This window comes from Paenibacillus helianthi, assembly GCF_001909055.1.
Lineage (GTDB): Bacteria > Bacillota > Bacilli > Paenibacillales > Paenibacillaceae > Paenibacillus_AQ > Paenibacillus_AQ helianthi.
In genome coordinates this window covers 1-25,533 of sequence record NZ_LVWI01000046.1, presented here as the reverse complement: position 1 = coordinate 25,533, position 25,533 = coordinate 1, and the positions used below count along the sequence as shown (strand labels likewise).

30 protein-coding genes and 1 pseudogene are annotated in these 25,533 nt (G+C 49.1%); 18 read left to right on the top strand and 13 right to left on the bottom strand.

Features of this window, described 5'->3' with window-relative positions; all coding sequences use genetic code 11:
- Positions 1–85: 85 nt before the first annotated feature.
- Positions 86–1,219: a SpoIVB peptidase gene (spoIVB, locus tag A3844_RS17085; RefSeq protein WP_074108036.1), complete on the top strand. Its 1,134-nt coding sequence runs from the start codon at positions 86–88 to the stop codon at positions 1,217–1,219.
- Between the two features lie 199 nt (positions 1,220–1,418).
- The gene (spo0A, locus tag A3844_RS17080) at positions 1,419–2,234 is read left to right on the top strand and encodes a sporulation transcription factor Spo0A (protein WP_074085273.1); all 816 of its coding nucleotides are present in this window, start codon (positions 1,419–1,421) and stop codon (positions 2,232–2,234) included.
- Positions 2,235–2,481: 247 nt separating this feature from the next.
- Here spo0A and A3844_RS17075 read toward each other — a convergent pair whose 3' ends face one another.
- Together A3844_RS17075 and A3844_RS17070 are read right to left on the bottom strand one after the other, a co-directional pair.
- Entirely contained in the window at positions 2,482–2,880 is a 399-nt protein-coding gene (locus A3844_RS17075; RefSeq protein WP_074085272.1) for a TM2 domain-containing protein, read from the bottom strand.
- 160 nt (positions 2,881–3,040) lie between these two features.
- Positions 3,041–3,856 (bottom strand): FlxA-like family protein, encoded by an 816-nt coding sequence (locus tag A3844_RS17070; RefSeq protein ID WP_074108035.1) that lies wholly within the window; start codon positions 3,854–3,856, stop codon positions 3,041–3,043.
- A gap of 172 nt (positions 3,857–4,028) precedes the next feature.
- Between A3844_RS17070 and A3844_RS17065 the strand changes: the two genes are divergently transcribed.
- On the top strand, positions 4,029–4,688 hold the full coding sequence (locus tag A3844_RS17065; RefSeq protein WP_074085270.1) for a helix-turn-helix domain-containing protein: 660 nt from the start codon (positions 4,029–4,031) through the stop codon (positions 4,686–4,688).
- Between the two features lie 118 nt (positions 4,689–4,806).
- Positions 4,807–5,115 (top strand): hypothetical protein, encoded by a 309-nt coding sequence (locus tag A3844_RS17060; RefSeq protein ID WP_074085269.1) that lies wholly within the window; start codon positions 4,807–4,809, stop codon positions 5,113–5,115.
- Between the two features lie 128 nt (positions 5,116–5,243).
- On the opposite strand, the gene sda is transcribed toward A3844_RS17060, so the two are convergent.
- From sda to A3844_RS17040, 4 genes are all read right to left on the bottom strand, one after another.
- Positions 5,244–5,423, bottom strand: coding sequence for a sporulation histidine kinase inhibitor Sda (gene sda, locus A3844_RS17055; RefSeq protein WP_074085268.1), 180 nt, complete (start codon positions 5,421–5,423; stop codon positions 5,244–5,246).
- 224 nt (positions 5,424–5,647) lie between these two features.
- On the bottom strand, positions 5,648–5,983 hold the full coding sequence (locus tag A3844_RS17050) for a LytTR family DNA-binding domain-containing protein (protein WP_074085267.1): 336 nt from the start codon (positions 5,981–5,983) through the stop codon (positions 5,648–5,650).
- 136 nt (positions 5,984–6,119) lie between these two features.
- Positions 6,120–6,611 (bottom strand): accessory gene regulator B family protein, encoded by a 492-nt coding sequence (locus A3844_RS34010; protein WP_425270608.1) that lies wholly within the window; start codon positions 6,609–6,611, stop codon positions 6,120–6,122.
- Positions 6,612–6,640: 29 nt separating this feature from the next.
- A complete protein-coding gene (locus tag A3844_RS17040) occupies positions 6,641–7,297 on the bottom strand; it encodes a hypothetical protein (RefSeq protein WP_074085265.1) in 657 nt (218 codons plus the stop codon).
- A gap of 127 nt (positions 7,298–7,424) precedes the next feature.
- Here A3844_RS17040 and A3844_RS17035 point away from each other — a divergent pair, with 127 nt between their 5' ends.
- Together A3844_RS17035 and A3844_RS17030 are read left to right on the top strand one after the other, a co-directional pair.
- The gene (locus A3844_RS17035) at positions 7,425–7,943 is read left to right on the top strand and encodes a DinB family protein (protein WP_074101093.1); all 519 of its coding nucleotides are present in this window, start codon (positions 7,425–7,427) and stop codon (positions 7,941–7,943) included.
- A gap of 49 nt (positions 7,944–7,992) precedes the next feature.
- Positions 7,993–8,247 (top strand): hypothetical protein, encoded by a 255-nt coding sequence (locus A3844_RS17030; RefSeq protein WP_074085263.1) that lies wholly within the window; start codon positions 7,993–7,995, stop codon positions 8,245–8,247.
- 85 nt (positions 8,248–8,332) lie between these two features.
- Here the strand turns inward: A3844_RS17030 and A3844_RS17025 are convergent, their stop codons facing one another.
- Positions 8,333–8,902 carry a thymidine kinase gene (locus A3844_RS17025; RefSeq protein WP_074085406.1) on the bottom strand — a complete coding sequence of 190 codons (570 nt, stop codon included), beginning with the start codon at positions 8,900–8,902 and terminating at the stop codon, positions 8,333–8,335.
- Between the two features lie 187 nt (positions 8,903–9,089).
- Between A3844_RS17025 and A3844_RS17020 the strand changes: the two genes are divergently transcribed.
- Genes A3844_RS17020 through A3844_RS17010 form a run of 3 tightly spaced genes read left to right on the top strand, consistent with a single transcriptional unit; the run spans position 9,090 to position 12,888 of the window.
- A complete protein-coding gene (locus A3844_RS17020; RefSeq protein ID WP_074085262.1) occupies positions 9,090–9,296 on the top strand; it encodes a hypothetical protein in 207 nt (68 codons plus the stop codon).
- 18 nt (positions 9,297–9,314) lie between these two features.
- On the top strand, positions 9,315–11,060 hold the full coding sequence (locus A3844_RS17015) for an ABC transporter ATP-binding protein (protein WP_074101095.1): 1,746 nt from the start codon (positions 9,315–9,317) through the stop codon (positions 11,058–11,060).
- Positions 11,041–12,888 carry an ABC transporter ATP-binding protein gene (locus A3844_RS17010; protein ID WP_074085260.1) on the top strand — a complete coding sequence of 616 codons (1,848 nt, stop codon included), beginning with the start codon at positions 11,041–11,043 and terminating at the stop codon, positions 12,886–12,888. The genes A3844_RS17015 and A3844_RS17010 overlap by 20 nt, the downstream gene beginning before the upstream one ends.
- A gap of 94 nt (positions 12,889–12,982) precedes the next feature.
- On the opposite strand, the gene A3844_RS17005 is transcribed toward A3844_RS17010, so the two are convergent.
- Positions 12,983–13,288, bottom strand: coding sequence for a DUF2627 domain-containing protein (locus A3844_RS17005; RefSeq protein ID WP_074085259.1), 306 nt, complete (start codon positions 13,286–13,288; stop codon positions 12,983–12,985).
- Positions 13,289–13,458: 170 nt separating this feature from the next.
- On the opposite strand from A3844_RS17005, the gene lpdA reads away from it, so the two are divergent.
- The 5 genes from lpdA to lipB all read left to right on the top strand — a co-directional run bounded on the left by lpdA (position 13,459) and on the right by lipB (position 19,784).
- The gene (lpdA, locus tag A3844_RS17000; protein ID WP_074108034.1) at positions 13,459–14,880 is read left to right on the top strand and encodes a dihydrolipoyl dehydrogenase; all 1,422 of its coding nucleotides are present in this window, start codon (positions 13,459–13,461) and stop codon (positions 14,878–14,880) included.
- A 247-nt stretch (positions 14,881–15,127) separates the two neighbouring features.
- Positions 15,128–16,159, top strand: coding sequence for a thiamine pyrophosphate-dependent dehydrogenase E1 component subunit alpha (locus A3844_RS16995; RefSeq protein WP_074085257.1), 1,032 nt, complete (start codon positions 15,128–15,130; stop codon positions 16,157–16,159).
- Positions 16,160–16,162: 3 nt separating this feature from the next.
- Positions 16,163–17,149 (top strand): alpha-ketoacid dehydrogenase subunit beta, encoded by a 987-nt coding sequence (locus A3844_RS16990; protein WP_074085256.1) that lies wholly within the window; start codon positions 16,163–16,165, stop codon positions 17,147–17,149.
- Between the two features lie 422 nt (positions 17,150–17,571).
- The gene (locus A3844_RS16985) at positions 17,572–19,008 is read left to right on the top strand and encodes a dihydrolipoamide acetyltransferase family protein (RefSeq protein WP_074085255.1); all 1,437 of its coding nucleotides are present in this window, start codon (positions 17,572–17,574) and stop codon (positions 19,006–19,008) included.
- 53 nt (positions 19,009–19,061) lie between these two features.
- Positions 19,062–19,784, top strand: coding sequence for a lipoyl(octanoyl) transferase LipB (gene lipB, locus A3844_RS16980; protein WP_074108033.1), 723 nt, complete (start codon positions 19,062–19,064; stop codon positions 19,782–19,784).
- A gap of 82 nt (positions 19,785–19,866) precedes the next feature.
- Here the strand turns inward: lipB and prli42 are convergent, their stop codons facing one another.
- Positions 19,867–19,968, bottom strand: a complete 102-nt coding sequence (gene prli42, locus A3844_RS32370) for a stressosome-associated protein Prli42 (protein ID WP_143186211.1) — start codon at positions 19,966–19,968, stop codon at positions 19,867–19,869.
- Between the two features lie 96 nt (positions 19,969–20,064).
- Between prli42 and A3844_RS16975 the strand changes: the two genes are divergently transcribed.
- Positions 20,065–21,192, top strand: a complete 1,128-nt coding sequence (locus A3844_RS16975; RefSeq protein WP_074108032.1) for a tripeptidase T — start codon at positions 20,065–20,067, stop codon at positions 21,190–21,192.
- Positions 21,193–21,315: 123 nt separating this feature from the next.
- Here the strand turns inward: A3844_RS16975 and A3844_RS32805 are convergent, their stop codons facing one another.
- Positions 21,316–21,492: a hypothetical protein gene (locus A3844_RS32805; protein ID WP_167374693.1), complete on the bottom strand. Its 177-nt coding sequence runs from the start codon at positions 21,490–21,492 to the stop codon at positions 21,316–21,318.
- A 77-nt stretch (positions 21,493–21,569) separates the two neighbouring features.
- Between A3844_RS32805 and A3844_RS16970 the strand changes: the two genes are divergently transcribed.
- The 3 genes from A3844_RS16970 (at position 21,570) to spoIIM (ending at position 24,033) form a co-directional block, all read left to right on the top strand.
- Positions 21,570–22,142 (top strand): NUDIX domain-containing protein, encoded by a 573-nt coding sequence (locus A3844_RS16970; protein ID WP_074101100.1) that lies wholly within the window; start codon positions 21,570–21,572, stop codon positions 22,140–22,142.
- Positions 22,133–23,326 (top strand): endonuclease Q family protein, encoded by a 1,194-nt coding sequence (locus A3844_RS16965; protein WP_074108031.1) that lies wholly within the window; start codon positions 22,133–22,135, stop codon positions 23,324–23,326. The genes A3844_RS16970 and A3844_RS16965 overlap by 10 nt, the downstream gene beginning before the upstream one ends.
- Positions 23,327–23,400: 74 nt before the next feature.
- Positions 23,401–24,033, top strand: coding sequence for a stage II sporulation protein M (gene spoIIM / locus A3844_RS16960; protein ID WP_074085250.1), 633 nt, complete (start codon positions 23,401–23,403; stop codon positions 24,031–24,033).
- A 58-nt stretch (positions 24,034–24,091) separates the two neighbouring features.
- Here the strand turns inward: spoIIM and A3844_RS16955 are convergent, their stop codons facing one another.
- The 3 genes and pseudogenes from A3844_RS16955 to A3844_RS34005 form a co-directional block, all read right to left on the bottom strand.
- Positions 24,092–24,637, bottom strand: coding sequence for a site-specific integrase (locus tag A3844_RS16955; protein WP_167374692.1), 546 nt, complete (start codon positions 24,635–24,637; stop codon positions 24,092–24,094).
- 10 nt (positions 24,638–24,647) lie between these two features.
- Positions 24,648–25,142, bottom strand: coding sequence for a phage integrase central domain-containing protein (locus tag A3844_RS16950; RefSeq protein WP_167374691.1), 495 nt, complete (start codon positions 25,140–25,142; stop codon positions 24,648–24,650).
- Between the two features lie 206 nt (positions 25,143–25,348).
- Positions 25,349–25,533, bottom strand: a pseudogene (locus tag A3844_RS34005) (transposase); the annotation flags it as partial.

Sequence of the window (25,533 nt, the reverse complement as noted above, 5' to 3'; positions counted from 1 at the left end):
CTGGGGGCAAGGTTATCTTATAGGTACGCAATTGGCGACCACCTTTTTCGTCAAGCGAAAGAAGCAAAAGGGAGCGTGACAGCCATTGAAGCCAAACCTCAGGAAGTTAATGCCCGGCCTTTTATTTGCCTTCTTTCTCAGCTTATCAGGAATAACGGGTCCTCATCAGAGCTATGCCGCAGCTCAGGATACCCAGCCTGGCAAGACCGTATTGGGGGAAACCCGTGACCTCAGGGTAATCCCGGGAGGGCAAACGATTGGTGTGAAAGTAAAGTCTGCAGGCGTGCTTGTTGTAGGACATCATTTAATTGAAGTGTCAAAGCAGTCCAAGCTTTCCCCTGGAGAGAACAGCGGTTTACTGCCCGGGGATTTGATGATCTCCATCAATGGGGTGAAGCTGGACGAGGTGTCCAAGGTTTCCAGGCTGGTGGAGCATGCAGGCAAATCCCATCAACCCCTTACCATTGTGTACAAACGTGCTGGCAAAGAGCATACAGCTCAGCTGACACCAGCGTATGACCGCAATGACAAGGTATGGCGCCTGGGCCTCTATATCCGCGATTCTGCGGCGGGTGTCGGGACTTTGACCTTTTATGCGCCGGAGCAGGGAGTGTATGGTGCACTGGGACATGTTATTACCGATATGAACACCGGGACGCCCATTGTCGTCGGCAGCGGACACATTGTGCAATCCAGCGTGACCTCCATTTCCAAGAGCCAGGATGGCGATCCAGGTGAGAAACGGGCACATTTTCTTAAGGAGAGTCAGGTCCTCGGGAATGTGGAGAGTAATACGGATTTCGGAATCTTCGGTAAAATGACCCGTAATCCGGAGCATAGCCTATACGAGAAACCAATCCCGGTGGCTATGAGCAATGAGGTGAAGGAAGGTCCGGCGCAAATTCTGACGGTTGTGGATGGACAGCAGGTGGAACGATTTAATGTAGAGATCATTCATGTAGCACGTCAGGATACACCAGCAACCAAAGGCATGGTGCTGCGTATTACCGATCCCCGTCTGATTGATAAGACTGGTGGCATAGTCCAAGGCATGAGCGGCAGTCCTATTGTACAGAATGGGCGTTTGGTCGGTGCGGTAACCCATGTATTCGTCAATGATCCCAAATCAGGTTATGGCTGTTTTATCGAATGGATGCTTCAGGATTCCGGTGCAGCCCTGCAAGAACATACTTTTCCCTATGATCTTAAGGCGGTTTAGCCTTAAGATTTTTTTGTCGAAGGCCAGCGAACAAGATCGAACCATGAAATAAAATAATTAATTATAATCCAACTCTAAAAAAAAATAAAGAAAAATAATTTTCGACAGAAGGATATTGAATCAGTATGTCGAAACTGTAAGGGAGCGAAGATAAATGATTATTTTCGAATAGCAGATATAAATAAGGAGGAAGCAGCCAGTGCAGAACATTGAAGTGTTGTTGGCCGATGACAACAGGGAGTTTACGAATTTGCTTGCCGAGTACATTACGGAACAAGAAGATATGACCGTGACGGGCATCGCCTATAATGGGGAAGAAGTACTTCAAATGCTGAGCGAAGCACGCAAAATTCCCGATGTCCTTATCCTTGATATCATCATGCCTCATTTGGACGGATTGGGTGTCCTGGAGCGCCTGCGCGATATGGATCTGAAGCCGGAACCAAAGGTCATTATGCTGACCGCCTTCGGTCAGGAGAACATCACTCAGCGTGCTGTGCAGTTAGGCGCATCTTATTATATTTTGAAGCCATTCGATATGGAGGTTCTCGCCAACCGTGTGCGGCAACTCGCCGGTACACAGGGCAGCATGAGCACTTCATCCAGCATGTCCAATTATTCGGGCTCCAGAGGAAGCAACGTAGTGCCGCTCTCCAAGGGCAAGAACCTGGATGCCAACATTACCTCGATCATTCATGAAATCGGCGTACCTGCGCATATCAAGGGTTATCAGTATCTGCGTGAAGCCATTACCATGGTCTATAACAACATTGAGATCCTGGGCGCCATCACCAAGACCTTGTACCCGGCAATAGCCGAAAAATTCAAGACAACGCCGTCTCGTGTAGAACGCGCCATCCGCCACGCCATCGAAGTGGCCTGGACCCGTGGCAACATCGACAGCATCTCCCACCTGTTCGGCTATACCATTAATATCTCCAAATCCAAGCCGACTAACTCGGAATTTATTGCCATGGTAGCTGACAAGCTGCGGATTGAGCATAAGGTTTCTTGAAAGGGTAAGGATTAGGATATGTGAGGGGTTTTGAAATCTGATTACTTTTCATGACACACCCGATAAACCAAAAAGTTTATCGGGTTATTATTCGACCACGTCGACCGGTGATGTATTGATAGGTCGCATATAAAATCTAAGGAGGACAGAACGGAGAGAAACGTAACATACAACAAAAGGAGGTTGTGGATTTTCACCCACAACCTCCTTTTGTTAACACTCCCCATGTAGAGCCAGTCCTTCTGTTCTATACAAAATAAGGATCTGGTTTAAATAAAAGAATGAAGAAATCAACTAAAGCTCCGATTCCCATCAACCCTCCAGTAAATAGATAAAGGATCCCAGTCCCAATTTTGCCTTCATAAAATCTATGTACTCCAAAGACACCAAGGAAGAAACAGAGAAGAACGGAAACCCATTTGCTTTTTCTTCTACCAGACCCTGCATTGTTGTTTACATTAGTGTTCATATTAGAATTATTAATAACAATATGGGGTTGAGAGGCAGCTCCTTTCAACTCTTCTACTTGCAGTCCGCACTTATTACACACGACTGCTCTTAGAGGTATTTTCTCCCCGCAGTGTAAGCAAAATTTCATTTGAGTTGAATTCGTTGGTTGTGCTGTTCTTAGGTTAGAACCAGACATTTTATATTCCTCCAGCAAATAATAATATAGGTAATTTCACCTAGGAATATTCTATCATATATTGTTGAAATAGAGGGAAATTTATTAATAAATGGAATTATATTTAATTTAAAAATATTCAAATTTAAATATATGTATTTATTTTCCTAGTCCTAAGAGCCTAAACCCGAATATCGATCGACGGTGATCCAGAGGATTTATCATTTTGCTGACCCGATACGCCGGTGGCTGGGGCCTCAGCGGTGCCTGTTTTCTTTTGGCTTGCCGAAGAATGGTCCTGATCGTCTTTCTCTTCACCTTCGGGATGTAAAAGTGATCTGGGGAGATCTTTGCTTGTTGCTGCCGTGTTGTCGTTGTCTTTCAGTTCGGATACTACATCTCCAATCTTGCTGTCGATGCCGCGAACAGTAGATTTAATATCCTGCACCCTGTCTCTTTTGGCTTGAAGGACTGTGCGTTCCGCATTTTCCAGCATAGTGGCTCTTCCGGCATCATGGGTTGGGTTGTTGGATAATCGGACTTCCTCCAGCTTCACCTCACCCTCCAAAGGCTTGATTTCACCTTCCACCTTCTTGCTAAGGCCAACCAGCTTACCCAGACGGTCATAAGTGGTATGATTCTGCAGTAGGACATGCATGGATTCAGCGGTAATATCCGTTGCGGGGTCCGTTTCAGGCTTTATAGTTTCGGTCTTATTGGGCTTGCTGTTCTCTATTTTTTCCTGCATTTCCTCGGCTTTAATCTGGGCGATCTGTGCATCAATTTCCTGTATGGATGTTTTCAGGGCCTGTACCCGTTCCTGCTTTAGTTTTTTATCCATATTCTCATTAGATTTTACGGCTTCAATTTGCTCGTTGAGTCTGGATTTCTGGTCCATCAGGCCTTGAATTTCTTTGTCTCTGGAATTTGAAATGGCTTGATGGCTGGGGTTTTGAATAGGACTGGTGTTATTAGATGTAGATGAGATCAATGCCACGAGGATTTCCTCCTAAATGAAAGAATTATTTTCCATATAAAAGCTATATCGGTAATAGGACAAGGGAAAATAAGTAAACCCGGCTTCTCCGGCCAAAGTTTTTCAGGTATTAATTGTTATAATGAAACACAAAGTGTTATGTTGTGTTATGATATAGGTAGAGGTGACTCCTATGAACGATTTCGATAACTATCCCGATGAGCTGGGGAACTTCATCCGGCACTTCAGAAAAACCCGTGGGTTGACCTTAAGAGGGCTGGAGGAGAAGAGCGGTATCAGCTATTCCCAGCTCAGCAAGATTGAACGGGGCGAGAGTATTCCGCTAAAAGATAATCTGGATAAGATTATTGAGGCGCTTGGAGCAGATCTCAAGAACCGGATGTACCATCTGGCGGATTATATGCCTGACCTTGAATATATCAAGACCCTCAAGCAGGGATATAAGCACCCGCAGCACAATCAGTCGCAGGATTACATCTATGAGACAGCTTTCAACAAGCTGAAGGAATTCCGGGCGAAGGAAGGCAAGGAAACCTCCTATGTATCGTTCGACTCAAACGAGGTGATCGTTTATGAAACGGAATATGGGGCAGGAATGGTAATAGAAAAAATTGAGAAATATAATCTTAACGATGTACTGAACGATAAATTTGAAGGCAGTCTGGACTCTCTGCGCAAGCAGCCCCGTAAAGGCAGACAGGCGTACATGTTCGGAGAGTGGCTTCGGGAATGTATCTACGAGCTGAAGGAAGACGAGCAGGATCAGGTCATTCAAGCCCTTAAGGAATTTACCCAATTTAAAGTGCAGCAGGTTAACGGAGCCTTCAAATAACAGCTGACCTCATCCGTTTTCAATAATGAATAATGTTGCCCTTTCTTGCAGCCATCTATTCATCTTGAACCATATAGCAACCAACAAAAAATGGTATGACAGAAAAGGGGAAATCCTAATGAGAGTTAATATGAAATTTACCAGCAAGGGAAAAGCCGCGATTGAGAATTTCAACAATGAAGAGCTGCTTGAGATCTTTGCCAGATATATCAAAACATTGACCAAGAAGTATGACATTGAAGTGGATGTACCTCTTGAAGTGAACCAGAATATTGTGAGTGACGGAACGGTTATAGCCATGGCACAGAACGTGAAGTGTGATGTGGATACTTTCTTCAAGGAGCTGGGCCGGGATATTAAGGTTCCCCTGAAAAAAAGACTGGGCGGTAAGCTGGAGAACGTCTTCAAAACGGAGTTTATTGAGTAGTCTTTTGCCATTGTTCCTCATAAAGAAGCCAGCTCCACTGAATAGTGAGGCTGGCTTCTTTGCTGTCAGTTGCAGATCATACATCATGTGTTCATAAGATATATGTAGGAGTGCTGAGAAATTAACGGTCAATCTTCGGAACGGTCAAAGTCACCCATGTTTCTCCCGGTCAGAACAGTTTCGATGATCTCAATGAAATCAAGTGAGGCTTTGGCCTCCACTGCCAATTCGTAGATGTTCAACAGTTGTTCGTCAGATAATAGCTCCAGGGATGAGGGGCGCGGAGAAGGATGAAAATAATAATCCATTAGATTCCTCCATCGGTTATTTTGGTAGATTGAGAAAATACTGCGAATCTATTTAAATGGTACCATTTGGAAGGTAACCCGTCTCCTGTCATTCGCCCTGTGAATAGTTCTTTACAACTGATGCATCTTATGGGATAATATATAACTTTTTTCGGTGGAATTAAAAAACCATCTCGAAACCAGTGGTTGTCGGGATGGCTGATGATGCCTTATTGAGTATGATGTTATGATTCAGAGGTATCTTTGCGTGAGGCTAAAAATCGTTTGAGCCTTGTTTCATTTGGTTCTGATACTGTAGCGAATTGTTCTCCCTCTTGAAACGTAACAATTTTACGTTCCGAATCATAACTTTCAATATTACTTAGACTAACTACATTGCTGCGGTCAAGACGCTCGAAACCTTTGCCCTTATAAGCAGCCAAGAGATCGGAAAGTGTGGTAGGGAGAACAAACTCGCCTTCTTTCGTATGGACGAATATTGTATTCTTATAGCTGGAGAAATACAATATATCTTCTTCCCGGATATCCCGGGAGAACCCGTCATTTAACAAGACCCGCATGTTCTCCCCATCCTTGTAAATTACTTCCGCAATTCTTTAGGTGCTTCTGGACTGTGAAATCCAAGCTTCATAATTGATACAAAGAAACGGGCGGAAGCTTCAAGCGCTATAGAAGCGTGCTTGGCCACTGTTGCCTTCATAATTCTCCCCTACCTTTCCTCGAAATTACTGTTAAGGATTGGAGTAAAAAGGCCAATCCGATGACAGAAGAATTAATGAAAAAATTACAGCCAACTAATCCCATTGAAATCAATTTCAAAGCTGGAAACCATCTAAGAGGAATTTGCGCGTTTTGATCTGGATTAGGAGCGAAAAAAATCATTATAATTAAGCAAACAGCGTTAATTATCCAAAGATAATTTCCCGGAAAGCTAAGGAAATATGGAATGAGGGAGCAGGATAAAAATGTAACGATGTTGCAGGCTGCTGCGGTCTTTAAGTGCTTTCCGCCCGAACAGACACGCAGCAACGAAAAAGAAATATAGAATATTAGAGTGTCTGTCAAATTATTTAAAGTCCAGCCAATGATAAGGGTAGCTATAAAAGTGAAAAATGTATTGAGAAGAATATTCAAAGCGTATTGCATCACTTCAATAGAACAGGTTTCCTCAGGATTAGCGCGTTTAATAGCGAGAGATATTTTAATTGCTAAGCTGTTCAGAATTCCTCACCACGGTTCTTTTTATCAGATTGATATAAATATCCATATAAAAAAACGGCATAGATTAAAGGGATTATGAAGAAAAATCGATATAAATGTTCTGCAAAATATAGCATTAACATAATAAACAATATGGAGGGAAGGGTTAAAGCGAGCATGATTTTCTCGCGTTTAGAAATGATAACCTTTGCATCAGGCTTATCTGGTATGAAGTCAAATCCTTTTCGCTTCTTGCCGGTATAATGACCAACTATGAATGTAATTGTTGATGTAACGATCTGTAAGATATAGATACCTGTAGATGTGAATGGATACTGAAGATTATAGATACCCGTTGTATTCATAATAAAATATATAGCAGACTGAATTAATAAATAGGACTGATATGCCATAGCGGTCATAATAAAAGAATAAAAAATATGTATTCGAAAGAGAAGCCAAAGAAAGCAAATAATAAGTGTATACTGAACAAGGATATCAATCTCTGGCAACTGGTAATCATTACGAAGGATATAAGAAAAAAACGCCATTATTAGTCCCGCAAAGATGATTTCTTTCGGATATAGATCGATCTTAAATAATTTGAATCCCAGATAAAATAAAGCGGAGCTTTCCAGTACCGAAAACACCATATACAGCAAAAATTCCAGCATGCTTACACTCCCGGAGATCAGGTTCACTCAACTTCTATTCTTGCAAATATTATACATAATGTACTAAAATACAACAACAGCATTTGACACTTTTCGGTAAATATTTCTTCATGAGAGAGGGTTAATTATGAACCAGCGTCCTGAACTAAAGGAATACAGCGAATTTCCGGCCCGATACATTGCATTGGTGCCTCCAGAAGGGGATCTTGTGTCTATCTTAAGAGAACAATCCGGTTTGATCTATGAACTGCTAGAAGGGCTGAGCGAGGAGCAGGGGAACTACCGTTATGCAGAAGGAAAATGGAGCATCAAGCAGCTGCTTGGGCATCTGACCGACAACGACCGCATCATGTCCTACCGTCTGCTTGCTATTGCCAGGGGAGAAAAGGCTCCGCTGCCTGGGTATGAGGAGAATGATTATGCGGCGGCAGGGGAATTTGACCGGTTCACGTTGAGTGAAATGGTACAGCACTACAAGCTGGTTCGCATGTCTACCATTGCTCTGCTGGAGAGTCTGCCTGAGGAAGCCTGGACCCGGATAGGGACAGCCAGTAATCATCCGATTTCCGTCAGAGCAATAGCTTGTGTCATCATTGGGCATGAGCTTCATCATCTGAATGTTCTGAACGAACGCTACTTGAAGTAAGGCATAAGGTGCAACGAAGACCGTGTGAAAAGGGAGGAGGAAGCTGCGGGTGGGCTTATTTAAAGGTATACTGCATTTCTTCATTCCAAGAGAACGCACGCTGGTGTTCACGACTTTTGATCAGGCTCAATATTTTAGAGCCAAAGGCCGCCTTACTGAGGCTGGCATTCCCCATCGTTCCAAAATCAATGGAGGAATGCAGGCTACGGTCCAGCGCGTCCTATATGGCGGCAAAGCTTCCGTTCAGCATGATCTCTATGTCCGCAAGGAAGATGAGTACCTTGCAGCACAGGCAATCCATTAACGCAAGGCTTCCGCTCTCCATACAAAAAGCACACACTATGCGAAAGGTCGGCCATTGCCGCAGAGTGTGTGCTTTTTCGTTTCTTTTAGAGCGGTGGATTCTTGTGGCATTTACGGCATACCGGGTAGTAGGCTTCATTGCCGCCGATCTGGATTTGCTTGCCGCTGTATACAGGCTTGCCGTTCTCGACGCGCAGCGCCATCGTGGCTTTGCGTTCGCAGAACCAGCAGATTGTTTTCATTTCTTCGATTTTGTCTGCATAGATCAGCATGTATTTGCTGCCTTCGAACAGATTGTTCTGGAAATCATTTTTAAGCCCAAAAGCCATGACCGGAATATTCAGCTCGTCGACAATCCGTACCAGCTGGAGGATGCAATCCTTCGTCAAAAATTGGCATTCATCGATCAGTACACAATGGGGTTTGGGCAAATTGCTGCTGACAATGCTGTATATATCCGTATTCTCGTCGATCGCGATCGCTTGCTTGCGCAACCCGATACGGGAGGATATATATCCGACTTCGTCCCGGTCGTCAAGGGATGGAGTGAAAATGAGCACCGACTTGCCCTGCTCCTCGTAATTATGCGCAACCTTGAGTATCTCAATGGATTTGCCGCTGTTCATTGCTCCATACTTGAAAAACAACTGTGCCACTTCCATCTATCCTTTCGTTAATCAGCCTGATGAATCCTCATCTATAAAAATGCGACTTTATTAGATTAGCATATTCTCAGTAAATGTAGCCAGTGAAAACATTTACGGGTAATGGTTAAAGAATGTTATAATGATCGCGGTTATGTGTATTTATTCAGAAGAACGTTTATAGAAAGAAGGCTTACCATTGACGGACCATATGGAAGGTTACAAAGAGAAGATAGCCGCTTTGCAAGAAAACGGGGAGCTGTCACAGGAAACGTTAAGCTTGCTGACAGAGATGCTAGGCGAGCTGGTTGAAATGAACCGAAGCAACAAGGCGCTGCGCCGGGTAATTTTGAAGGGACAATCTTCATCGATGTCCACCCGCCTGCGTGAAGCGCTCTACGAATAGACAAATGGGGTAACGCTGATGAACATCATTTTTTCCTATCTCAACAAATACAGGGTAGCTGCAATCGCCGCGCTGGTGATGATGGTGATCGAACTGGCGGTGGAGCTGTCCCAGCCCCTGCTGATCTCCAAAATTATTGATGACGGAATCAGGGAACAGGACAACCGGGTCGTCTGGCTATGGGGCGGTGTGCTGGTAGTAAGCGCAGTTTTGGCGTTTATTGCGGGCGTGCTCAGCTCTTTTTTTGCGTCTCATGCCAGCCAGGGGTTTGCCTTTGATCTGCGGGATAAGTTATATGAGAAGGTTCAGTCCTTTGCCTATGCCGTATTCAGCCGTTTCCCCACTTCATCTCTAATCACCCGTCTTACGGCGGATGTTTCACAGCTGCAGGATACGATTTTTATGGGACTCCGCTTCATGACTCGTGTGCCGCTCGTTGTTGTGGGCAGTGTGGTGATGGCGTTAGTCGTACATGTGAAGCTGGGGCTGCTGCTGGCAGTTACCCTTCCGGTACTCATTGTGTTTCTGGTCTGGGTGATGAGAAAAGCCTCGGTATTGTTCCGCAGCGTGCAGAGCCGGCTGGATGGAGTCAACAGTGTAATTCAGGAGAACCTTACCGGTATCCGGTTGATTCGGGTGTTTGTGCGTATGAGCCATGAGACTTACCGTTTCGCATCATTCAGCAGGGAACTGATGACTTCCACTGTAGCTGCGCTGCGGCTGACGGAGACCTCGGCTCCACTTATTATGCTGATTGTGAATGCGGGTATTATGCTGGTGCTGTGGTTCGGACGTATCGAGATTTCCGCCGGAGACGCAACCCTTGGACAGACTGTAGCAGTAATTAACTATTCCCTGCGTACGATCGGAGCCTTGTCAGCACTATCCTGGATTATGGCGACGTTTTCCCGGGCCAAGGCTTCTTCGCAGCGGATTCAGGAAGTTATGTCGGCAGATCACCTGGAAGCTAAGAATGAAGTGGCGGGAACTATAAGAAAGACAGCACCTATTCAGGGTGAAGTTGAGTTCCAGCATGTTAGCTTCCGTTATCCGGAGAGTGATATTGCTGTGCTGGAGGATATTTCGTTTACGGTGCAGCCGGGAAAACGGGTGGCAATTATGGGAGCTACCGGCTCAGGCAAATCATCTCTGGTAGGCTTGATTCCCCGTTTGTATGAGCAGAACAGCGGTGTCATCCGGATCGACGGGACGGCAAGTTCAGAGATGGAAATGTCCAGACTGCGCGGCGCCATCGGATATGTTCCCCAGGAGGTCCTGCTGTTTACCGGATCGGTGCGGGAGAACATGGTCTGGGGCAAGCCGGATGCCACCCAGGAGGAGATTGAACGGGCAGCTGCAGCCGCGCAAATACATGATACGGTAAAAGAATTACCGCATGGCTATGACACCATGCTGGGACAGCGGGGAGTCAATCTCTCCGGGGGGCAGAAGCAGCGGCTGACGATTGCCAGAGCGCTGGTTAGAAAACCCGCGGTTCTAATTCTGGATGACAGCACCAGTGCACTGGATGCGGTTACCGAAGGCCGGCTGCTGGCAGAACTGAAAAACATGTCCTGCACCACATTTCTTATTACGCAAAAAATCAGCTCGACCGTCTCTGCTGACCTTATCTTACTGCTGGATGAAGGCCGACTGATTGCGAAGGGGACGCATGATGAGCTGATGAAGGATTCGGAGCTGTACCGGAAGATCAATGAATCCCAAGACAGGGAGGTGGCGCAGCATGTTCAAAGCTTTACTTGACCCTTTTCGCCACCCGAAGCTGAGTGTCGGACTTGGTGATGCGGCAAGCTTCGGTTCGCCGGGAGGACGTAAACCAAAGGCAAAAGCCAAGAACTGGTCGGCCACACTACAGAGAATCTGGAGCTACCTGGCGAAACGCAAGGCCAAGCTCGCGCTTGTACTGGTGATGGTGTTTCTCAGCTCCGGACTTGCTCTGCTCGGACCTTATTTGATCAGCAGAGCGGTGGACCACTATCTGGAAGGAAATGGAGGCAGAACCTGGGGATTCTTCCTAATCACGCTTGCCGCCGTATATCTGTTCAATTCCTTGACCTCCTGGCTGCAGAACATCTGGATGATCGAGATTGCCCAGGAGACCGTATTCCGGATGCGTACCGATCTGTTCGCCCATCTGCACCGGTTGCCGATTCCGTTCTTCAACCGCAGGCAGCAGGGTGAAATTATGAGCCGTCTGACCAATGATATTGAGAATATTAGTTCCACGTTGAACAGCTCGGCGATTCAGATTTTCTCAAGCGTGCTGACACTGCTCGGCACGGTGGGTGTGATGCTGTGGCTAAGCCCGTTGCTCACGTTGCTGACCTTCATCGTAGTACCGCTGATGATCCTGGGCATGCGCTGGATTACACGGCGGACCGGTCCGCTGTTCAAGGAACGCCAGCGCAATATGGGCGAGCTTAACGGGTTTATTGAGGAGACGTTGTCGGGGCAGAGAATCATCAAGGCTTTTTCGCAGGAGGAGCGGGTCATTGCGGGCTTTCGTGAGCGCAATACGCGGATTATGCTGTCGGGCTACTGGGCTCAGGCGATTTCGGGCTTTATTCCCAAGCTGATGAACGGCCTGAACAATCTGAGCTTTGCCATTGTAGCCGGAGTCGGCGGTCTGCTGGCTATCCGGGATTTAGTTACCGTAGGCGTTATTATCGCATTCGTGGAATACACGCGCCAATTCACGCGGCCGCTGAATGATCTGGCGAACCAGTGGAACACGCTGCTGTCGGCGATTGCCGGTGCAGAACGGGTATTTGAGGTGCTGGATGAAGGAGCCGAAGCCAAGGATGAAGGAACAGCGGGAGCGCTGGATCACGTGGAGGGTGCGGTGAAATTCTCCGGAGTGTCCTTCTCGTATGATGACGGAACCGATACGCTGCAGGATATCAGCTTCGAGGCCAAGCCCGGCGAGATGATTGCACTAGTTGGGCCAACCGGGGCAGGTAAAACCACGTTGATCGGCTTGCTGTCCCGCTTCTATGATCCTGACAAGGGCAGCATTACGCTGGATGGCAGGGACCTGTCTTCGATCCGCCGTGAGAGCTTGCGCAGCCACATGGCCTTTGTGCTGCAGGATTCTTTCTTGTTCAAGGGAACGATCCGTGATAATATCCGCTACGGCCGGCTGGATGCCAGTGACGAGGAAGTGGAGGAAGCGGCGAAGCTGGCGAATGCCCATTCTTTTATTATGCGGATGAAAGGCGGCTACGAACGGATGCTGTCTGTGGACGGCACAGGGATCAGCCAGGGACAAAAGCAGCTGCTGGCTATAGCCCGAGCGATTCTTGCCAATCCGTCCATGCTGGTGCTGGATGAAGCGACAAGCAGCATCGACACTGTAACGGAGATCAAGATCCAGGAGGGACTGCAGGCGCTGATGAAAGGCCGGACCAGCTTCGTGATCGCCCACCGTCTGGGGACGATCCGTGCGGCAGACCGTATTCTGGTGCTTCAGGGCGGACGGATTCTGCAGCAGGGGGCGCATAAAGAACTGCTGCAGGAGGGCGGATTGTACAGTGAGCTGGTACGGGGGACTTCGGATTCAGCGACGGGGTAGGTTATAAAAAAAAGGCAGTCCGAAATTCTTCGGAACTGCCTTTGCTGTCTATAAGGGGAACGGCTATGCTAGTCTCGCCTGTGATTACTATCGCTTAGCTGGAGGCATCCGGTGAGGGGGGCTGCTGGGTCTTTTGCTTCTCCTTGAAACGGGGACCGACGTAATTGCGCTTCCGGTCACGGGTCAGAATCCAGCCGCCGAGGAAGCTCATTCCGGCCAGGAACAGCAGCAGCCCTCCGCCAAAATGAAGCCAGGCAAAAACAGGAGTTGCGTTATCGTCGCCATGCATGGAAATATAGTTGAAAATATCGTCTTTCATCATCAGGAAGCCTGTCATCGCGAGGAGGCCGGGAATCACCAGAATCAGGATGGCAATGAAGCGTGTGGTGAGCAGTTTCATGATTTCCTCCTTTTCCACTTGTATCCCATTGAATTCACCCATATGATAACGCTTCAACGGGTAAAAGTCCATGTATATATGACGTTTGTAAGCTTTGTTATGGGGATAAAAGAGAGTACAATGTAATAGGTTAATTTAGAACTTACGAGTGATGAATGGAGGATACATATATGACGATTTCATGTGACGTGGCCATTCTTGGCGGAGGTACCGGAGGTTATGTGGCGGCGATCCGCGCAGCTCAGCTCGGGAAATCTGTCGTTGTCATTGAAATGGACAAACTGGGCGGAACCTGTCTGCACCGCGGCTGCATTCCGAGCAAATCGCTGCTGCGCAGTGCCGAGGTATACGCTGAAATACAAGAGAGTGAGAGTTATGGCATCGAGACTGCGGGGGTGCAGCTGGTATTCCCGAAGGTGCAGGCCCGCAAGGAAGCTGTGGTCGAGCAGCTGCATCAGGGTGTGCAGTTTCTGATGCGTAAAAATAAAATCCAGGTGCTGAAGGGAAAAGGACGCATTATTGGCCCTTCGATTTTCTCTCCGCGCAGCGGGGCCGTGGCAGTGGAGCTGGAGAATGGCGAGATGGAGACTGTGGTTTCCGGCAATCTCATTGTGGCAACCGGCTCGCGTCCACGCGTGCTGCCCGGTCTGAAGCCGGACGGCAAGGTTATACTGAGCAGCGAAGAAGCGTTGACACTGGAAGAACTGCCAGCCTCGATCATTATTGTGGGCGGCGGAGTCATCGGTGTGGAATGGGCTTCGATGCTGGCTGATTTTGGCGTGCAGGTCACTGTGGTCGAAGCGGCAGGACAATTGCTGCCTCTCGAAGACGAGGAGATCGCCCGCGAACTGCTGCGGCTGTTGAAGAAACGCGGCGTGAAGGTGCTGACCGGGACAACTGTAGATGCTGAGACCTGTGTAATTTCAGAATCGGGAGTTACTATTGAAGCCCGTAAGGGTGAACAGGTCCAGACCCTGACGGCGGAGAAGCTCCTGGTATCTGTAGGCAGAGTAGCTAATATTGAGAATATTGGTATGGAGAATACTGATATCCATTTTGATAAAGGTGTAATTGAAGTTAATGCCAACATGCAGACTAATGAACCGCATATCTATGCGATTGGCGATTGCATCGGCGGACTCCAGCTGGCCCATGCTGCAAGTCATGAGGGAATACGTGCAGTGAACCATTTGGCGGGGGAGAAGCTTCATCCCTATCACCCGCACCTGGTTCCGCGCTGTGTCTACACGCGTCCTGAAGTGGCGAGCGTAGGGTATACGGAAAAAGAGGCCAAGGCGATTGGAGCGGATGTGGTCACTGGTAAGTTCCCGTTTTCGGCCATTGGAAAAGCGATTGTCTACGGGATGAAGGACGGTTTCGTCAAAGTCGTTGCCGACCGGAGCAGCGGAGATATTCTCGGTGTGCAGATGATCGGTCCCCATGTTACGGATCTAATCGGGGAAGCGGCACTGGCACAGCTGCTGGATGCCACACCTTGGGAAGTCGGGGAAGCGATTCATGCCCATCCTACACTTTCCGAGATCATTGGCGAAGCTATGCTCGCTGTGGATGGAAGAGCAATCGGATTCTAAGAAACGATGAATGCCCCCACGGGAATGCCGGGCGGAGCTGAAGGCGCCATATGCGTCAAAACAGCTCCAAACCGGCTTTTCGTGGCTTTTCTTTTTAGAGGAAAAGGGATTATAATGGACTGGAGTACGATTTAGTACCTGGTTTTAAGATCAGGCACAGATTAGCTTGAGTGTATGCCGCTTGATGCAAGTTGTACGAAGAAAATCAAGGAAGCATCGCTTAACAAACTTTTAGGAGGTACCTCATATGGAATCCCAAGGTACTGTAGAAACCGTTAACAGACATAAGCCGCTTGGACTCAGTGACGGCCAGGTCATCGATATGTACAGATATATGCAGCTCGGGCGGAAGTACGATGAACGCAGCCTGCTGCTTCAGCGCGCCGGGAAGATTAACTTTCATGTCTCCGGGATCGGCCAGGAGGCGGCCCAGGTAGCAGCAGCTTTTGCGCTGGACCGGGAGAATGACTATTTTTTACCTTATTACCGTGACTATGCCTTTGTGCTGACTGTGGGTATGACAACGCGTGAACTGATGCTGTCTGTGTTCGCCAAAGCCGAAGACCCTAATAGCGGAGGCCGGCAGATGCCGGGCCATTTCGGAAGTAAACGCCTGCGGATTGTGACCGGATCAAGTCCGGTGACCACACAGGTGCCGCATGCCGTGGGCTTTGCCCTGGCAGCCAAAATGCAGAAGAAGAAATTCGTTTCGTTTGTCACCTTCGGGGAAGGCTCCAGCAACCAGGGGGATTTCCATGAAGCGTGCAATTTCGCCGGGGTGAATAAGCTGCCGGTCATCATTTTTTGCCAGAACAACCAGTATGCAATTTCGGTTCCGGCCCACAAGCAGCTTGGGGGTAAAGTCAGCGACCGTGCACTGGGCTACGGCTTCCCGGGTATCCAGGTAGACGGCAATGATCCGCTGGAGGTGTACCGCGTGGTGAAGGAAGCGCGTGAGCGTGCGCTAGCCGGTGAAGGCCCGACCCTGATTGAGGCGATGATGTACCGCTTATCTCCGCACTCCACCTCGGATAATGATCTGGCTTACCGGACGAAGGAGGAAGTGGATGCCAACTGGAAAAAAGACGGCATTGCCGCCTTCCGCACCTACTTGATTGAACTTGGACTCTGGAGTGACGAGCAGGAACGTGATCTGGCTGCAGAATACAATCTGGAGCTGAAGGCAGCCATTGAATACGCTGAAAATGCGCCGTTTCCGAAACCGGAAGATACGCTGCTGCATGTATACAGTGAATCTGACCTCAAGGGAGGAGCCTAACCCATGGCGATTATGGAATATATCGATGCCATCCGGCTGGCAATGAAGGAAGAACTGGAGCGCGATGAATCGGTGTTCGTGCTCGGCGAGGATGTCGGCGTTAAGGGTGGAGTCTTTACCACCACCAAAGGGCTGCAGGAGCAGTTCGGGGAAGAACGCGTCATGGATACACCACTGGCAGAATCTGCCATAGCCGGTGTGGCTATCGGTGCAGCGATGTACGGGATGAAGCCGATTGCTGAAATGCAGTATTCTGACTTCATGCTTCCGGCGACTAACCAGATCATCAGCGAAGCTGCCAAAATCCGCTACCGCTCCAATAACGACTGGAGCTGTCCGGTGGTGATCCGTGCTCCCATTGGCGGGGGGATCTTCGGCGGACTGTACCATTCGCAATGCCCGGAATCGATTTTCTTCGGGACGCCAGGGCTTAAGATAGTAGCACCGTACTCGGCGTATGACGCCAAAGGGCTGTTGAAGGCAGCTGTGCGTGATCCTGATCCGGTCCTCTTCTTCGAGAACAAAAAGTGCTATAAGCTGATTAAGGAAGATGTGCCGGAAGGGGATTACACCGTTCCGATCGGTGAAGCAAATCTGCTGCGTGAAGGCAGCGATATTACAGTAATCGGGTACAGTCTGCCGCTGCATTTTGCCATGCAGGCTGCGGAAGAGCTGGAGCGCGAGGAAGGCATTACCGCGCATATCCTTGATCTGCGCACCTTGCAGCCGCTGGACCGCGAGGCCATTATTGCCGCTGCCCGCCAGACCGGGAAGGTCCTGATTGTTCACGAGGACAACAAGACCGGTGGCATCGGCGGAGAAGTGGCGGCAATTATCGCAGAACACTGCCTGTTCGAACTGGATGCGCCGATCTTCCGTCTCTGCGGACCGGACGTGCCGGCGATGCCCATCAGCCCGCCGATGGAGAAGTTCTTTATGCTGAGCAAGGATAAAGTGAAAGCGGAAATGCTGCGCCTTGCGCAGTACTAAGTTTTATACCAGTTAGACCGAGCTTGAAGGGGCAGTCATCGTTAGTGGAAAAAGTATCATGAATTGGACTCATTCAGCTTATGGAATAACCCAAGTGGGAAAAAGTACCACTAATCCGGCTGAAAAACCCTGTATGTAATGAATAGGTATGATTTAAGTGTACAAAATCCCACTAAAACCTTATCGAGTCAGGTTTACAGCAAATTAGTTTTACTTTCTTTTTCCACTTAATATAGAGTGAACTTAAGAATCTAACCTGATTTCTTGTTGAATCTTATAGCTCTCAGAGAATTCGCCGAGTTTTGTACGAAGAACTATCTGTAAGCATATGCTTACAAAACTTAAGCGAATGCTTCCGAAGTGAGTTTTGTACGAAGTACTATCTGTAAGCATATGCTTACAAAACTTTAAGGAGTGACATTATGTCTGACAACACAATGCTGACCGATGTGATTATGCCGCAGCTGGCGGAGTCGCTGGTGTCGGCGACGATCGGTAAATGGCTGAAGCAGCCAGGGGATTCCATCGAGCAGTACGAACCGCTCTGTGATCTGATTACGGATAAAGTCAATGCGGAGTTGCCTGCCACCGTAGATGGCACACTGGTGGAGCTGCTGGCGGAAGAAGGACAGACCGTGAGCGTAGGAGAGGTGATTGCACGCATAGCCGTAGCTGCACCTGCCGCATCAAGCGCACCGGCTGCTCCAGCGGCCGCTCCTACTGCGAATGCTGCGCCGCAAGCGCAATCCGTGACCCGTCCGGCGCCCAATCAAGCGCCAGCAGCGGGCAGACCACCGGTGCCGGCTGCTGCGTTTGACGCATCCGCACCGATGCGCTCCCGGTATTCACCGGCGGTGCAGACCCTTGCCGCGGAGCACGGCATTGATCTCACGGCGGTGCCGGGGACCGGCCTTGGCGGCCGCATTACGCGCAAGGACGTGCTGACGTTCCTTGATAACGGCGGCGCATCCGCCGCTGGCTTGTCTGTTACCCCAGCAGCCTCTGCTGGACAGCAGGCACCGGAAGTTTCGCAGCAGCCTGCGATCCAGGGGATTCAGGAAGAAGTACAGGATGCAATGGTACCAGTCCGCCATTCAGGGCTTCATCTAAGTGAAACACCGCGTATTCCTACAATTGAGGTAGAGGGGGGACGGGGCAGCAGTTCGGAGTATCTGATCGACGTAACCCCAATCCGCAACACGATTGCAACAAGAATGCGTCAGAGTGTCTCCGAGATTCCGCATGCCTGGACGATGATCGAAGTGGATGTGACCAATCTGGTCATGCTGCGTAACAAGCTGAAGGATGAGTTCAAACGCAAAGAAGGTATTAACCTGACTTATCTGGCCTTCTTGATGAAAGCTGTCGTAAGTGCCATTAAGGATTACCCGATCATGAACTCGGTATGGGCTGTTGATAAAATTATCGTCAAACGCGACATCAACATCTCGCTGGCTGTCGGTACTGAGGATTCAGTGATGACCCCGGTTATCAAAAAAGCCGATCAGAAGAATGTTGCGGGACTTGCCCGCGAAATCGACGAGCTGGCTATGAAGACCCGTGAAGGCAAGCTGCGTCTGGAGGATATGCAGGGCGGCACATTTACAGTGAACAATACCGGTTCATTCGGCTCGATTCTGTCCTATCCGATCATCAATTACCCGCAGGCAGCTATACTTACCTTCGAATCCATTGTGAAAAAACCTGTTGTGATCAACGATATGATCGCCGTACGTTCCATGGCTAATATCTGTCTGTCACTGGATCACCGGATTCTGGACGGCGTTATTTCTGGACGGTTCCTGCAGCGTGTCAAGGAGAATGTGGAGGGCTATACACCGGATACGAAGGTGTATTAATGAATGGTATAACCCTGTAACAGGAGACTGTAATACAAAGGGGACCTGAGAGCATGAGCAGCACGAATCTAAGCTTACTGGAAGTTTCATATCTTCCGCTGATGGAATACGGGGCGGCCTGGGAGCTGCAAAAGGAGGCTGTTCAGGCAATTGATGCCGGTACAGGGCCGGAGCGGCTGATTCTTTTGCAGCATCCGCCAACCTATACCATCGGCTCCCAGCATCATCCTGAACATCTTCTCCTCAGTGCCGAACAGCTTAAGCAAAAAGGCATTTCGCTGTTTGAAATCGACCGGGGAGGAGATATTACATATCATGGTCCCGGCCAGCTGGTTGGATACCCGCTGCTGAAGCTTGGGGTGGATGGCAAGGTGGATTTGCACGGCTATCTGCGCCGTCTGGAGTCTGTAATTATTGATTTTTTGGCTTCTTACGGCATTGAAGGCAGCCGCAAACCGGAATATACGGGTGTGTGGGTTGGCGATGAGAAAATCTGTGCCATTGGAGTCAAATTCAATAAAAGCAAATTCCGCAAAGGCTTTATCACCAGCCACGGGTTCGCGTTCAATATTACAGCGGGAATCGGGGAACAGGGATTTCAGGGGATCATTCCTTGCGGGATTACCGAGTATGGAGTCACCTCACTGGAGGAATGCGCCGGGCGTCCGTTTGAACTCCGGGAGGTAGCCGGAGAATTGATTCCCTATTTCCTGAAGTATTTTCCTTATGAGATGTCTGATGCTGTACTTCAGGCGGATTCGCTGCAGACCGATTAAGCCGACGAGCATTCTCAGGTACGCTCAAGTCAAATAGCGCCCGGAGCATCCGGACGCTATTATTAACGGGCCAAGGGGATGATCAGCCGGCCAGGAAGGGCTCAAGGACGAAGAGTACGGTAGAGGCGATCATGGCGATCAGCATAACATAGATAACGATGCGGAACCATTTTTGACGTTGCATGAGTGACTCCTTTGAAATTAGTTTAAGTTAAAAGCGTATGGAAGGTTTAACACAATAATGCTATTGTAACGTATCCGTGAAAGAGAGGGAAGTCCAATGATCTCACAAGACCGCTTGATTCAGGAATTCATGGAGCTTGTCCGTGTAGATAGTGAAACAGGAAACGAACGGCAGATTGCCGATGTGCTCACAGAAAAATTCAGCGCCCTGGGCCTTACCGCCATTGAAGATGATTCCAAAGAACGCACGGGTCATGGAGCAGGCAATTTATTCGTGACTTGGCCAGCCGAGGAGGGGACTTCTGCCCCTAAGATGCTGTTCACCTGCCATATGGATACCGTGGTTCCGGGTAAAAATATTAAGCCTTTCTTGGGCGCAGACGGCTGGATTACCAGCGATGGCAGCACAATTCTTGGCTCGGATGACAAGGCTGGACTCGCTGCTGTATTCGAAGCCATTCGTGTGATTCAGGAGCACAAACTGCCACATGGACAGATTCAGTTTGTCATTACCGCAGGTGAAGAGTCAGGGCTGCTGGGTGCCCGGAACATGGACCCGAGCCATTTGGATGCCGAGTTCGGCTTTGCCCTGGACTCCAACGGTGAAGTGGGAGCGATAGCAGTCGCTGCACCGACCCAGGCGAAGGTGACCATGCAGATTTTTGGCAAATCCGCTCATGCTGGCGTGAATCCGGAGGATGGAATCAGCGCGATTCAAGTCGCCAGCAAAGCTATCTCGGCGATGAAGCTTGGACGCATCGACAAGGAGACAACAGCCAATATCGGCAAATTTGCCGGAGGCGGCCCAACAAATGTGGTCTGTGACCATGTGCAGCTGGATGCCGAAGCGCGCAGTATTGTGCAGGAAAAGGTAGAGCGGCAGATTGCTTCCATGCGTGAAGCGCTGGAGACTACGGCCCGCGAATACGGTGCGGAAAGTGAGTTCCGCAGTGAAATTATCTATCCGGCATTCAGCTTCAATGAGCATGATCCGGTAGTGAAGCTGGCGGAACGTGCGATTACATCACTTGGGCTGTCCCCAAGATTGTTCGCGTCGGGCGGCGGCAGCGATGCCAATGTGTTCAACGGATTGAAGGTTCCAACGGTAAACCTGGCGGTCGGCTATCAAAATATCCATACGACCAAAGAGCGGATCAAAGCCGAGGATATCGCGAAGGTGGCCGAACTCGTTGTTGCTATTGTGAAGGAAAGTGTAAAAGGCTGATCCAGCCACGGGCAGCTTAGGTTGCTGCGTGACATACATGAAGGAGCTGTCTCCGGTCCATCCCCGGGAACAGCTCCTTATGTTTACTCACCCTGATGAACACCAGAGAGGGCGCCCAAGAGATTATCCGGCCTTGTTCGCATTACGGTTCCGTTCTTCGGAATGCAGCAGCAGGATATAGGCCAGCGGCATATCACGTCCATATTGCTGTATCCACCCGGCTATCACAGCCTTAATTTGCTCCGGTCTGCCTACCATTGCGACGGCGGATGAGCTTGTATGGACAAGGATATCATTCATGCCTGCATTCCTTCTTCCCTCTTAAGTTTGCTATAATACACCCTATGCAGATTGAAGCCAAAGGAGACCATTAACCTATGAAAAATGATGAAATCAAACGCAATCCCGCACTGGACGAAGAAACTTTATCCACACAGCCGATTTTTGAAGGTAAAATCATTTCGCTGCAGGTGGATACTGTCAAGCTGCCTGATGGCAATACCGCAACGCGCGAGGTCGTGAAGCATCCGGGGGCTGTAGCCGTACTGGCGCTGAACAAGGGTAAAATGCTGGTGGTTGAGCAGTACCGTCAGCCGATGCACCGCACCGAAGTGGAAATTCCAGCAGGCAAGCTGGATATAGGTGAAGATCCGCTGGTGGCAGCCGGGCGGGAGCTTCAGGAAGAAACGGGTTTTCATAGCGGTGAGCTAAAGCTGCTGAAGTCGTTCTATACTTCTCCCGGTTTTGCGGATGAAATCATCCACTTGTATGTCACGGACAATGCCCAGACGGGAGATATGTCGCTGGATGATGATGAGTTTCTGGAGGTCTCGGAGCTGACACTGGAGGAAGCGTATCAATACATCGCGGATGGGCGAATTGCCGACGCCAAAACCATGATGGCCGTCTACGCCTGGCATTTATATACGCTTACAGGCCAATGGCACTAGGAGCTAAGCTTCAAGGCTTTTATTGCGACCTTCATGTGCATATCGGGCGGACATCGGAAGGGCAAGCTGTCAAAATCAGCGGAAGCAGCAGCCTTACTTTTGCTAACATCGCCAAAGAGGCGGCGCAGCGCAAAGGAATGGAGCTGATCGGCATTATCGACAGCCATGCGCCGGGAGTTCAGGCGGATATCCGTACACTGCTGGCCTCAGGTGAGATGAGCGAAGCAGAAGGAGGCGGGATCGCTTACCAGGGAACGACGATTGTACTGGGAACGGAAATCGAAATCCGTGAGCCCGGGCGTAAAGAGTGTCATGTCCTGGCTTTCCTGCCGGATCTTACGGCGATGGAGGCATTCAGCAACTGGATGAGCAAGCATATGCGTAACATTAACCTGAGCTCCCAGCGGCTGTATGTTCCGGCCCGGCAGCTGCAGGATGAGATCTGCGGGCGGGGCGGGATACTCATTCCGGCACATATTTTCACCCCCCATAAAGGACTGTATGGGTGTGCCGCTGAACGAATGGCCGAACTATTTGACCTGGAGAGGATTGCTGCGGTGGAGCTAGGGCTGAGCGCCGATTCGGGAATGGCAGGTTATATATCCGAGCTTGACCCTTACACCTTCCTGACCAACTCCGATGCCCATTCACTTGGTAAAATCGGCCGCGAGTATAATGTGATTGAGATGGAAAAGCCCTCTTTCGCTGAGTTGCGGCTCGCGCTGGCGCGTCAGGAAGGGCGCAGGGTCAGCGCCAACTATGGGTTGAATCCGCGGCTCGGCAAGTATCACCGTACCTATTGTGCGGGCTGTGGCAGTATCGTTGACGAGGCATATGCCACTTCGGAGCGTTGTCCGTATTGCGGTAGCCCAAAGCTGGTGCAAGGTGTGTTAGACCGGATTCTGGCGATTGCAGACCGCGATGAGCCTTTAATTCCTCCACATCGGCCAGCGTACCATTACCAGGTGCCGCTGGAGTTTATTCCGGGGCTGGGCAAGCGCAAGCTGGAGCTGTTGCTGCAGGCTTTTGGCACAGAGATGAGAATCCTGCACTCTGCCGGTGAGGCGGAATTGGCCGCTGTTGCCGGAGCAGATCTGGCATCGCAGATTGTGAGAGCCCGTTCCGGCACGCTTGCGCTGTCGTCGGGCGGCGGAGGGACCTACGGCAAGGTAGTGAAAAGCTAACGGCAGCGGACAAGTCATAGAGTGGGACGTTTCTTCATATGGTGTAACATATGACCGGAAAGGAGAACGTCCCGATGCGCAGTTTACGGCTGATGATGAAGGAACAGACGCCTCTTTATATTTTTGTCGCGGTATTGTTTTTGGTTGGGGTCGTTTTCGGGGCTTTGATTGTGAGTGCACTGACGCTGGATCAGCAGCAGGAGCTTGGGGATTACCTGGGGAATTTCTTCGTCACCGTTGATCAGCAGGGGCTTCCTACAGCACCGGATTCTTACTGGGACATTGCTGCGCTGAATCTGAAGTGGATCGGTCTGATTTGGATTCTGGGGTTGTCTGTGATCGGACTGCCCGGTATTCTGATTCTTGATTTTCTCAAAGGCGTGCTGATCGGCTTTACCGTCGGCACTCTGGTCAGCGAGTATTCCTGGCATGGCATGCTGTTCGCGCTGGTCTCGGTTGCGCCGCATAATCTCGTGCTGATTCCGGTACTGCTGGTAGGCAGCGCGGCAGCGATTGCTTTTTCCCTGCTGATGATCCGCAGCCGGGTGCTGGGTCAGCGGCGCTCTCCGGTAACCCGGCCATTCGCCATGTACACCCTGCTTTCCCTTGGACTGGCGGTGCTGGTGTTGGGCGTCTCCGGTTTTGAAGCCTGGGTGACGCCATCGATGATGCGCTGGGTGACGCCGATGCTTGTTAGTAATGCCTGAAAACACTGGCGTATTGCGAGTTGAGGTGTTTATCTGATTAACAAAAATCACGCAAAAATCACATTTCCGGCGATTTCTTAGGATTAATGATGTTATCAAAGTGTATCTTCACTTTATTCGATGCATCACTGGTTATGACAGCTGTAACGTGCGTATAAATTTTTAACGTGGTTTTTGAATCATCGTGTCCTACCCGCTGCATGATAACCGCTAGGTCAACCTTTGCCTCAGCGAGCATACTGATGTGTGTGTGTCGAAATATATAGGGTGTAGCATGTTTAGTAATAGTTGTCCGTTTCAGTAATCGATCCATACGATTTAACAAAAACTTTTGGTTTAAGGGTCTGCCGTTTGGACGAGAAAACATATATTTTTCATCATAGAAATCGTCGTTCACTTGCTTATAGCGCTTTTGGCGTTCTTCTTGGTCTGCTTTATATGCCTTTAGCATCTTAATAATTACATCATCCAAATCAAAATTTCGTATTGCAGCATTTGTTTTGGGTGGTGTGATTTCAATCTTGTACATATTGCTTTCGGGACTGTATAGCGTTTTGCTAATACGTAACATCCCTGTGCTAAAATTGAGGTCTGACCACTTCAATGCACACAACTCACCAGACGAAGGCCGAGTAAATTAGCAAATAGAAGGCTTCTAAATCACCGTACAATCCTCTTTTACGTACCTCTGCTAAAAACTCCTGGATTTCATTCTTCTCCAGAAATTTCTCGGTGATCAAACTATTTTCAATATCATCCACTGTCTGTACACGTTGTGGTATTTTTGCGCCTTTACACGGATTATCATCTCGTAGATTATTTAGGATTGCCCATTCGAAGATCATATTCGCACAAACGTGTATGCTTTTCAAATAAGATTTTGAGTATCCTTCATCAAACAGATCGTTTAGTATTTTTTTATATTGCCGATGTGTAACTTGATCAATGTTGATCTTAGAAATATGTTTTTCCAGCACTTTCAATGTTTTTGTTCTTAGACGAATGGAGCTTGACTTAACTTCGGTTCTGGAGTAGTCTGCAAGCCATTCCTGGGCAGCATCACTGAAAGATGTCTGTTTGCCTTCCCGCGTTGCCTGGCGGCATGGCAAAGGCGTGACACGGCTGATTCTGCCTATGGAGGCGGTTGACGATGCTATTAATTTTTAAATGTCGCCTCATACAAAATCACAAAACTACCCGCCACTGTTCATCTCACAAGATTCTCCGAATTCGGCGAGGTCCTTTCCCTGGAACTCCTGTTCTTCTTGGTGCTCTGCCGCTTCAATGTCAGCAAACAGAGCGTGTACCTTCTCCTGTAATTTCGCTTTGTGTTTGCTGACCGCTTTGCCCCAAACAAAGGTGTAGCGATTGGCATTCGCCTCGATCTTAGTGCCGTCCACAAAATAATGCTCCAGAGACACGTATTTTTCGTCAGCCAGAAACTGAAGCACGGCGGTAAATACCGTTTCGAGGACATTCCTCATCCGCTGGGAACGGAAG

Bases quoted from the DNA above. Each gene is read 5' to 3' on its own strand.
- A3844_RS17075 (WP_074085272.1), bottom strand. From the start codon at position 2,880: ATGTCTGGTTCTAACCTAAGAACAGCACAACCAACGAATTCAACTCAA.
- A3844_RS17065 (WP_074085270.1), top strand. From the start codon at position 4,029: ATGAACGATTTCGATAACTATCCCGATGAGCTGGGGAACTTCATCCGG.
- A3844_RS17060 (WP_074085269.1), top strand. From the start codon at position 4,807: ATGAGAGTTAATATGAAATTTACCAGCAAGGGAAAAGCCGCGATTGAG.
- sda (WP_074085268.1), bottom strand. From the start codon at position 5,423: ATGGATTATTATTTTCATCCTTCTCCGCGCCCCTCATCCCTGGAGCTA.
- A3844_RS17050 (WP_074085267.1), bottom strand. From the start codon at position 5,983: ATGCGGGTCTTGTTAAATGACGGGTTCTCCCGGGATATCCGGGAAGAA.
- A3844_RS17040 (WP_074085265.1), bottom strand. From the start codon at position 7,297: ATGCTGGAATTTTTGCTGTATATGGTGTTTTCGGTACTGGAAAGCTCC.
- A3844_RS17035 (WP_074101093.1), top strand. From the start codon at position 7,425: ATGAACCAGCGTCCTGAACTAAAGGAATACAGCGAATTTCCGGCCCGA.
- A3844_RS17015 (WP_074101095.1), top strand. From the start codon at position 9,315: ATGAACATCATTTTTTCCTATCTCAACAAATACAGGGTAGCTGCAATC.
- A3844_RS17010 (WP_074085260.1), top strand. From the start codon at position 11,041: ATGTTCAAAGCTTTACTTGACCCTTTTCGCCACCCGAAGCTGAGTGTC.
- A3844_RS17005 (WP_074085259.1), bottom strand. From the start codon at position 13,288: ATGAAACTGCTCACCACACGCTTCATTGCCATCCTGATTCTGGTGATT.
- lpdA (WP_074108034.1), top strand. From the start codon at position 13,459: ATGACGATTTCATGTGACGTGGCCATTCTTGGCGGAGGTACCGGAGGT.
- A3844_RS16995 (WP_074085257.1), top strand. From the start codon at position 15,128: ATGGAATCCCAAGGTACTGTAGAAACCGTTAACAGACATAAGCCGCTT.
- A3844_RS16990 (WP_074085256.1), top strand. From the start codon at position 16,163: ATGGCGATTATGGAATATATCGATGCCATCCGGCTGGCAATGAAGGAA.
- A3844_RS16985 (WP_074085255.1), top strand. From the start codon at position 17,572: ATGTCTGACAACACAATGCTGACCGATGTGATTATGCCGCAGCTGGCG.
- lipB (WP_074108033.1), top strand. From the start codon at position 19,062: ATGAGCAGCACGAATCTAAGCTTACTGGAAGTTTCATATCTTCCGCTG.
- prli42 (WP_143186211.1), bottom strand. From the start codon at position 19,968: ATGCAACGTCAAAAATGGTTCCGCATCGTTATCTATGTTATGCTGATC.
- A3844_RS16975 (WP_074108032.1), top strand. From the start codon at position 20,065: ATGATCTCACAAGACCGCTTGATTCAGGAATTCATGGAGCTTGTCCGT.
- A3844_RS32805 (WP_167374693.1), bottom strand. From the start codon at position 21,492: ATGAATGATATCCTTGTCCATACAAGCTCATCCGCCGTCGCAATGGTA.
- A3844_RS16970 (WP_074101100.1), top strand. From the start codon at position 21,570: ATGAAAAATGATGAAATCAAACGCAATCCCGCACTGGACGAAGAAACT.
- A3844_RS16965 (WP_074108031.1), top strand. From the start codon at position 22,133: ATGGCACTAGGAGCTAAGCTTCAAGGCTTTTATTGCGACCTTCATGTG.
- spoIIM (WP_074085250.1), top strand. From the start codon at position 23,401: ATGCGCAGTTTACGGCTGATGATGAAGGAACAGACGCCTCTTTATATT.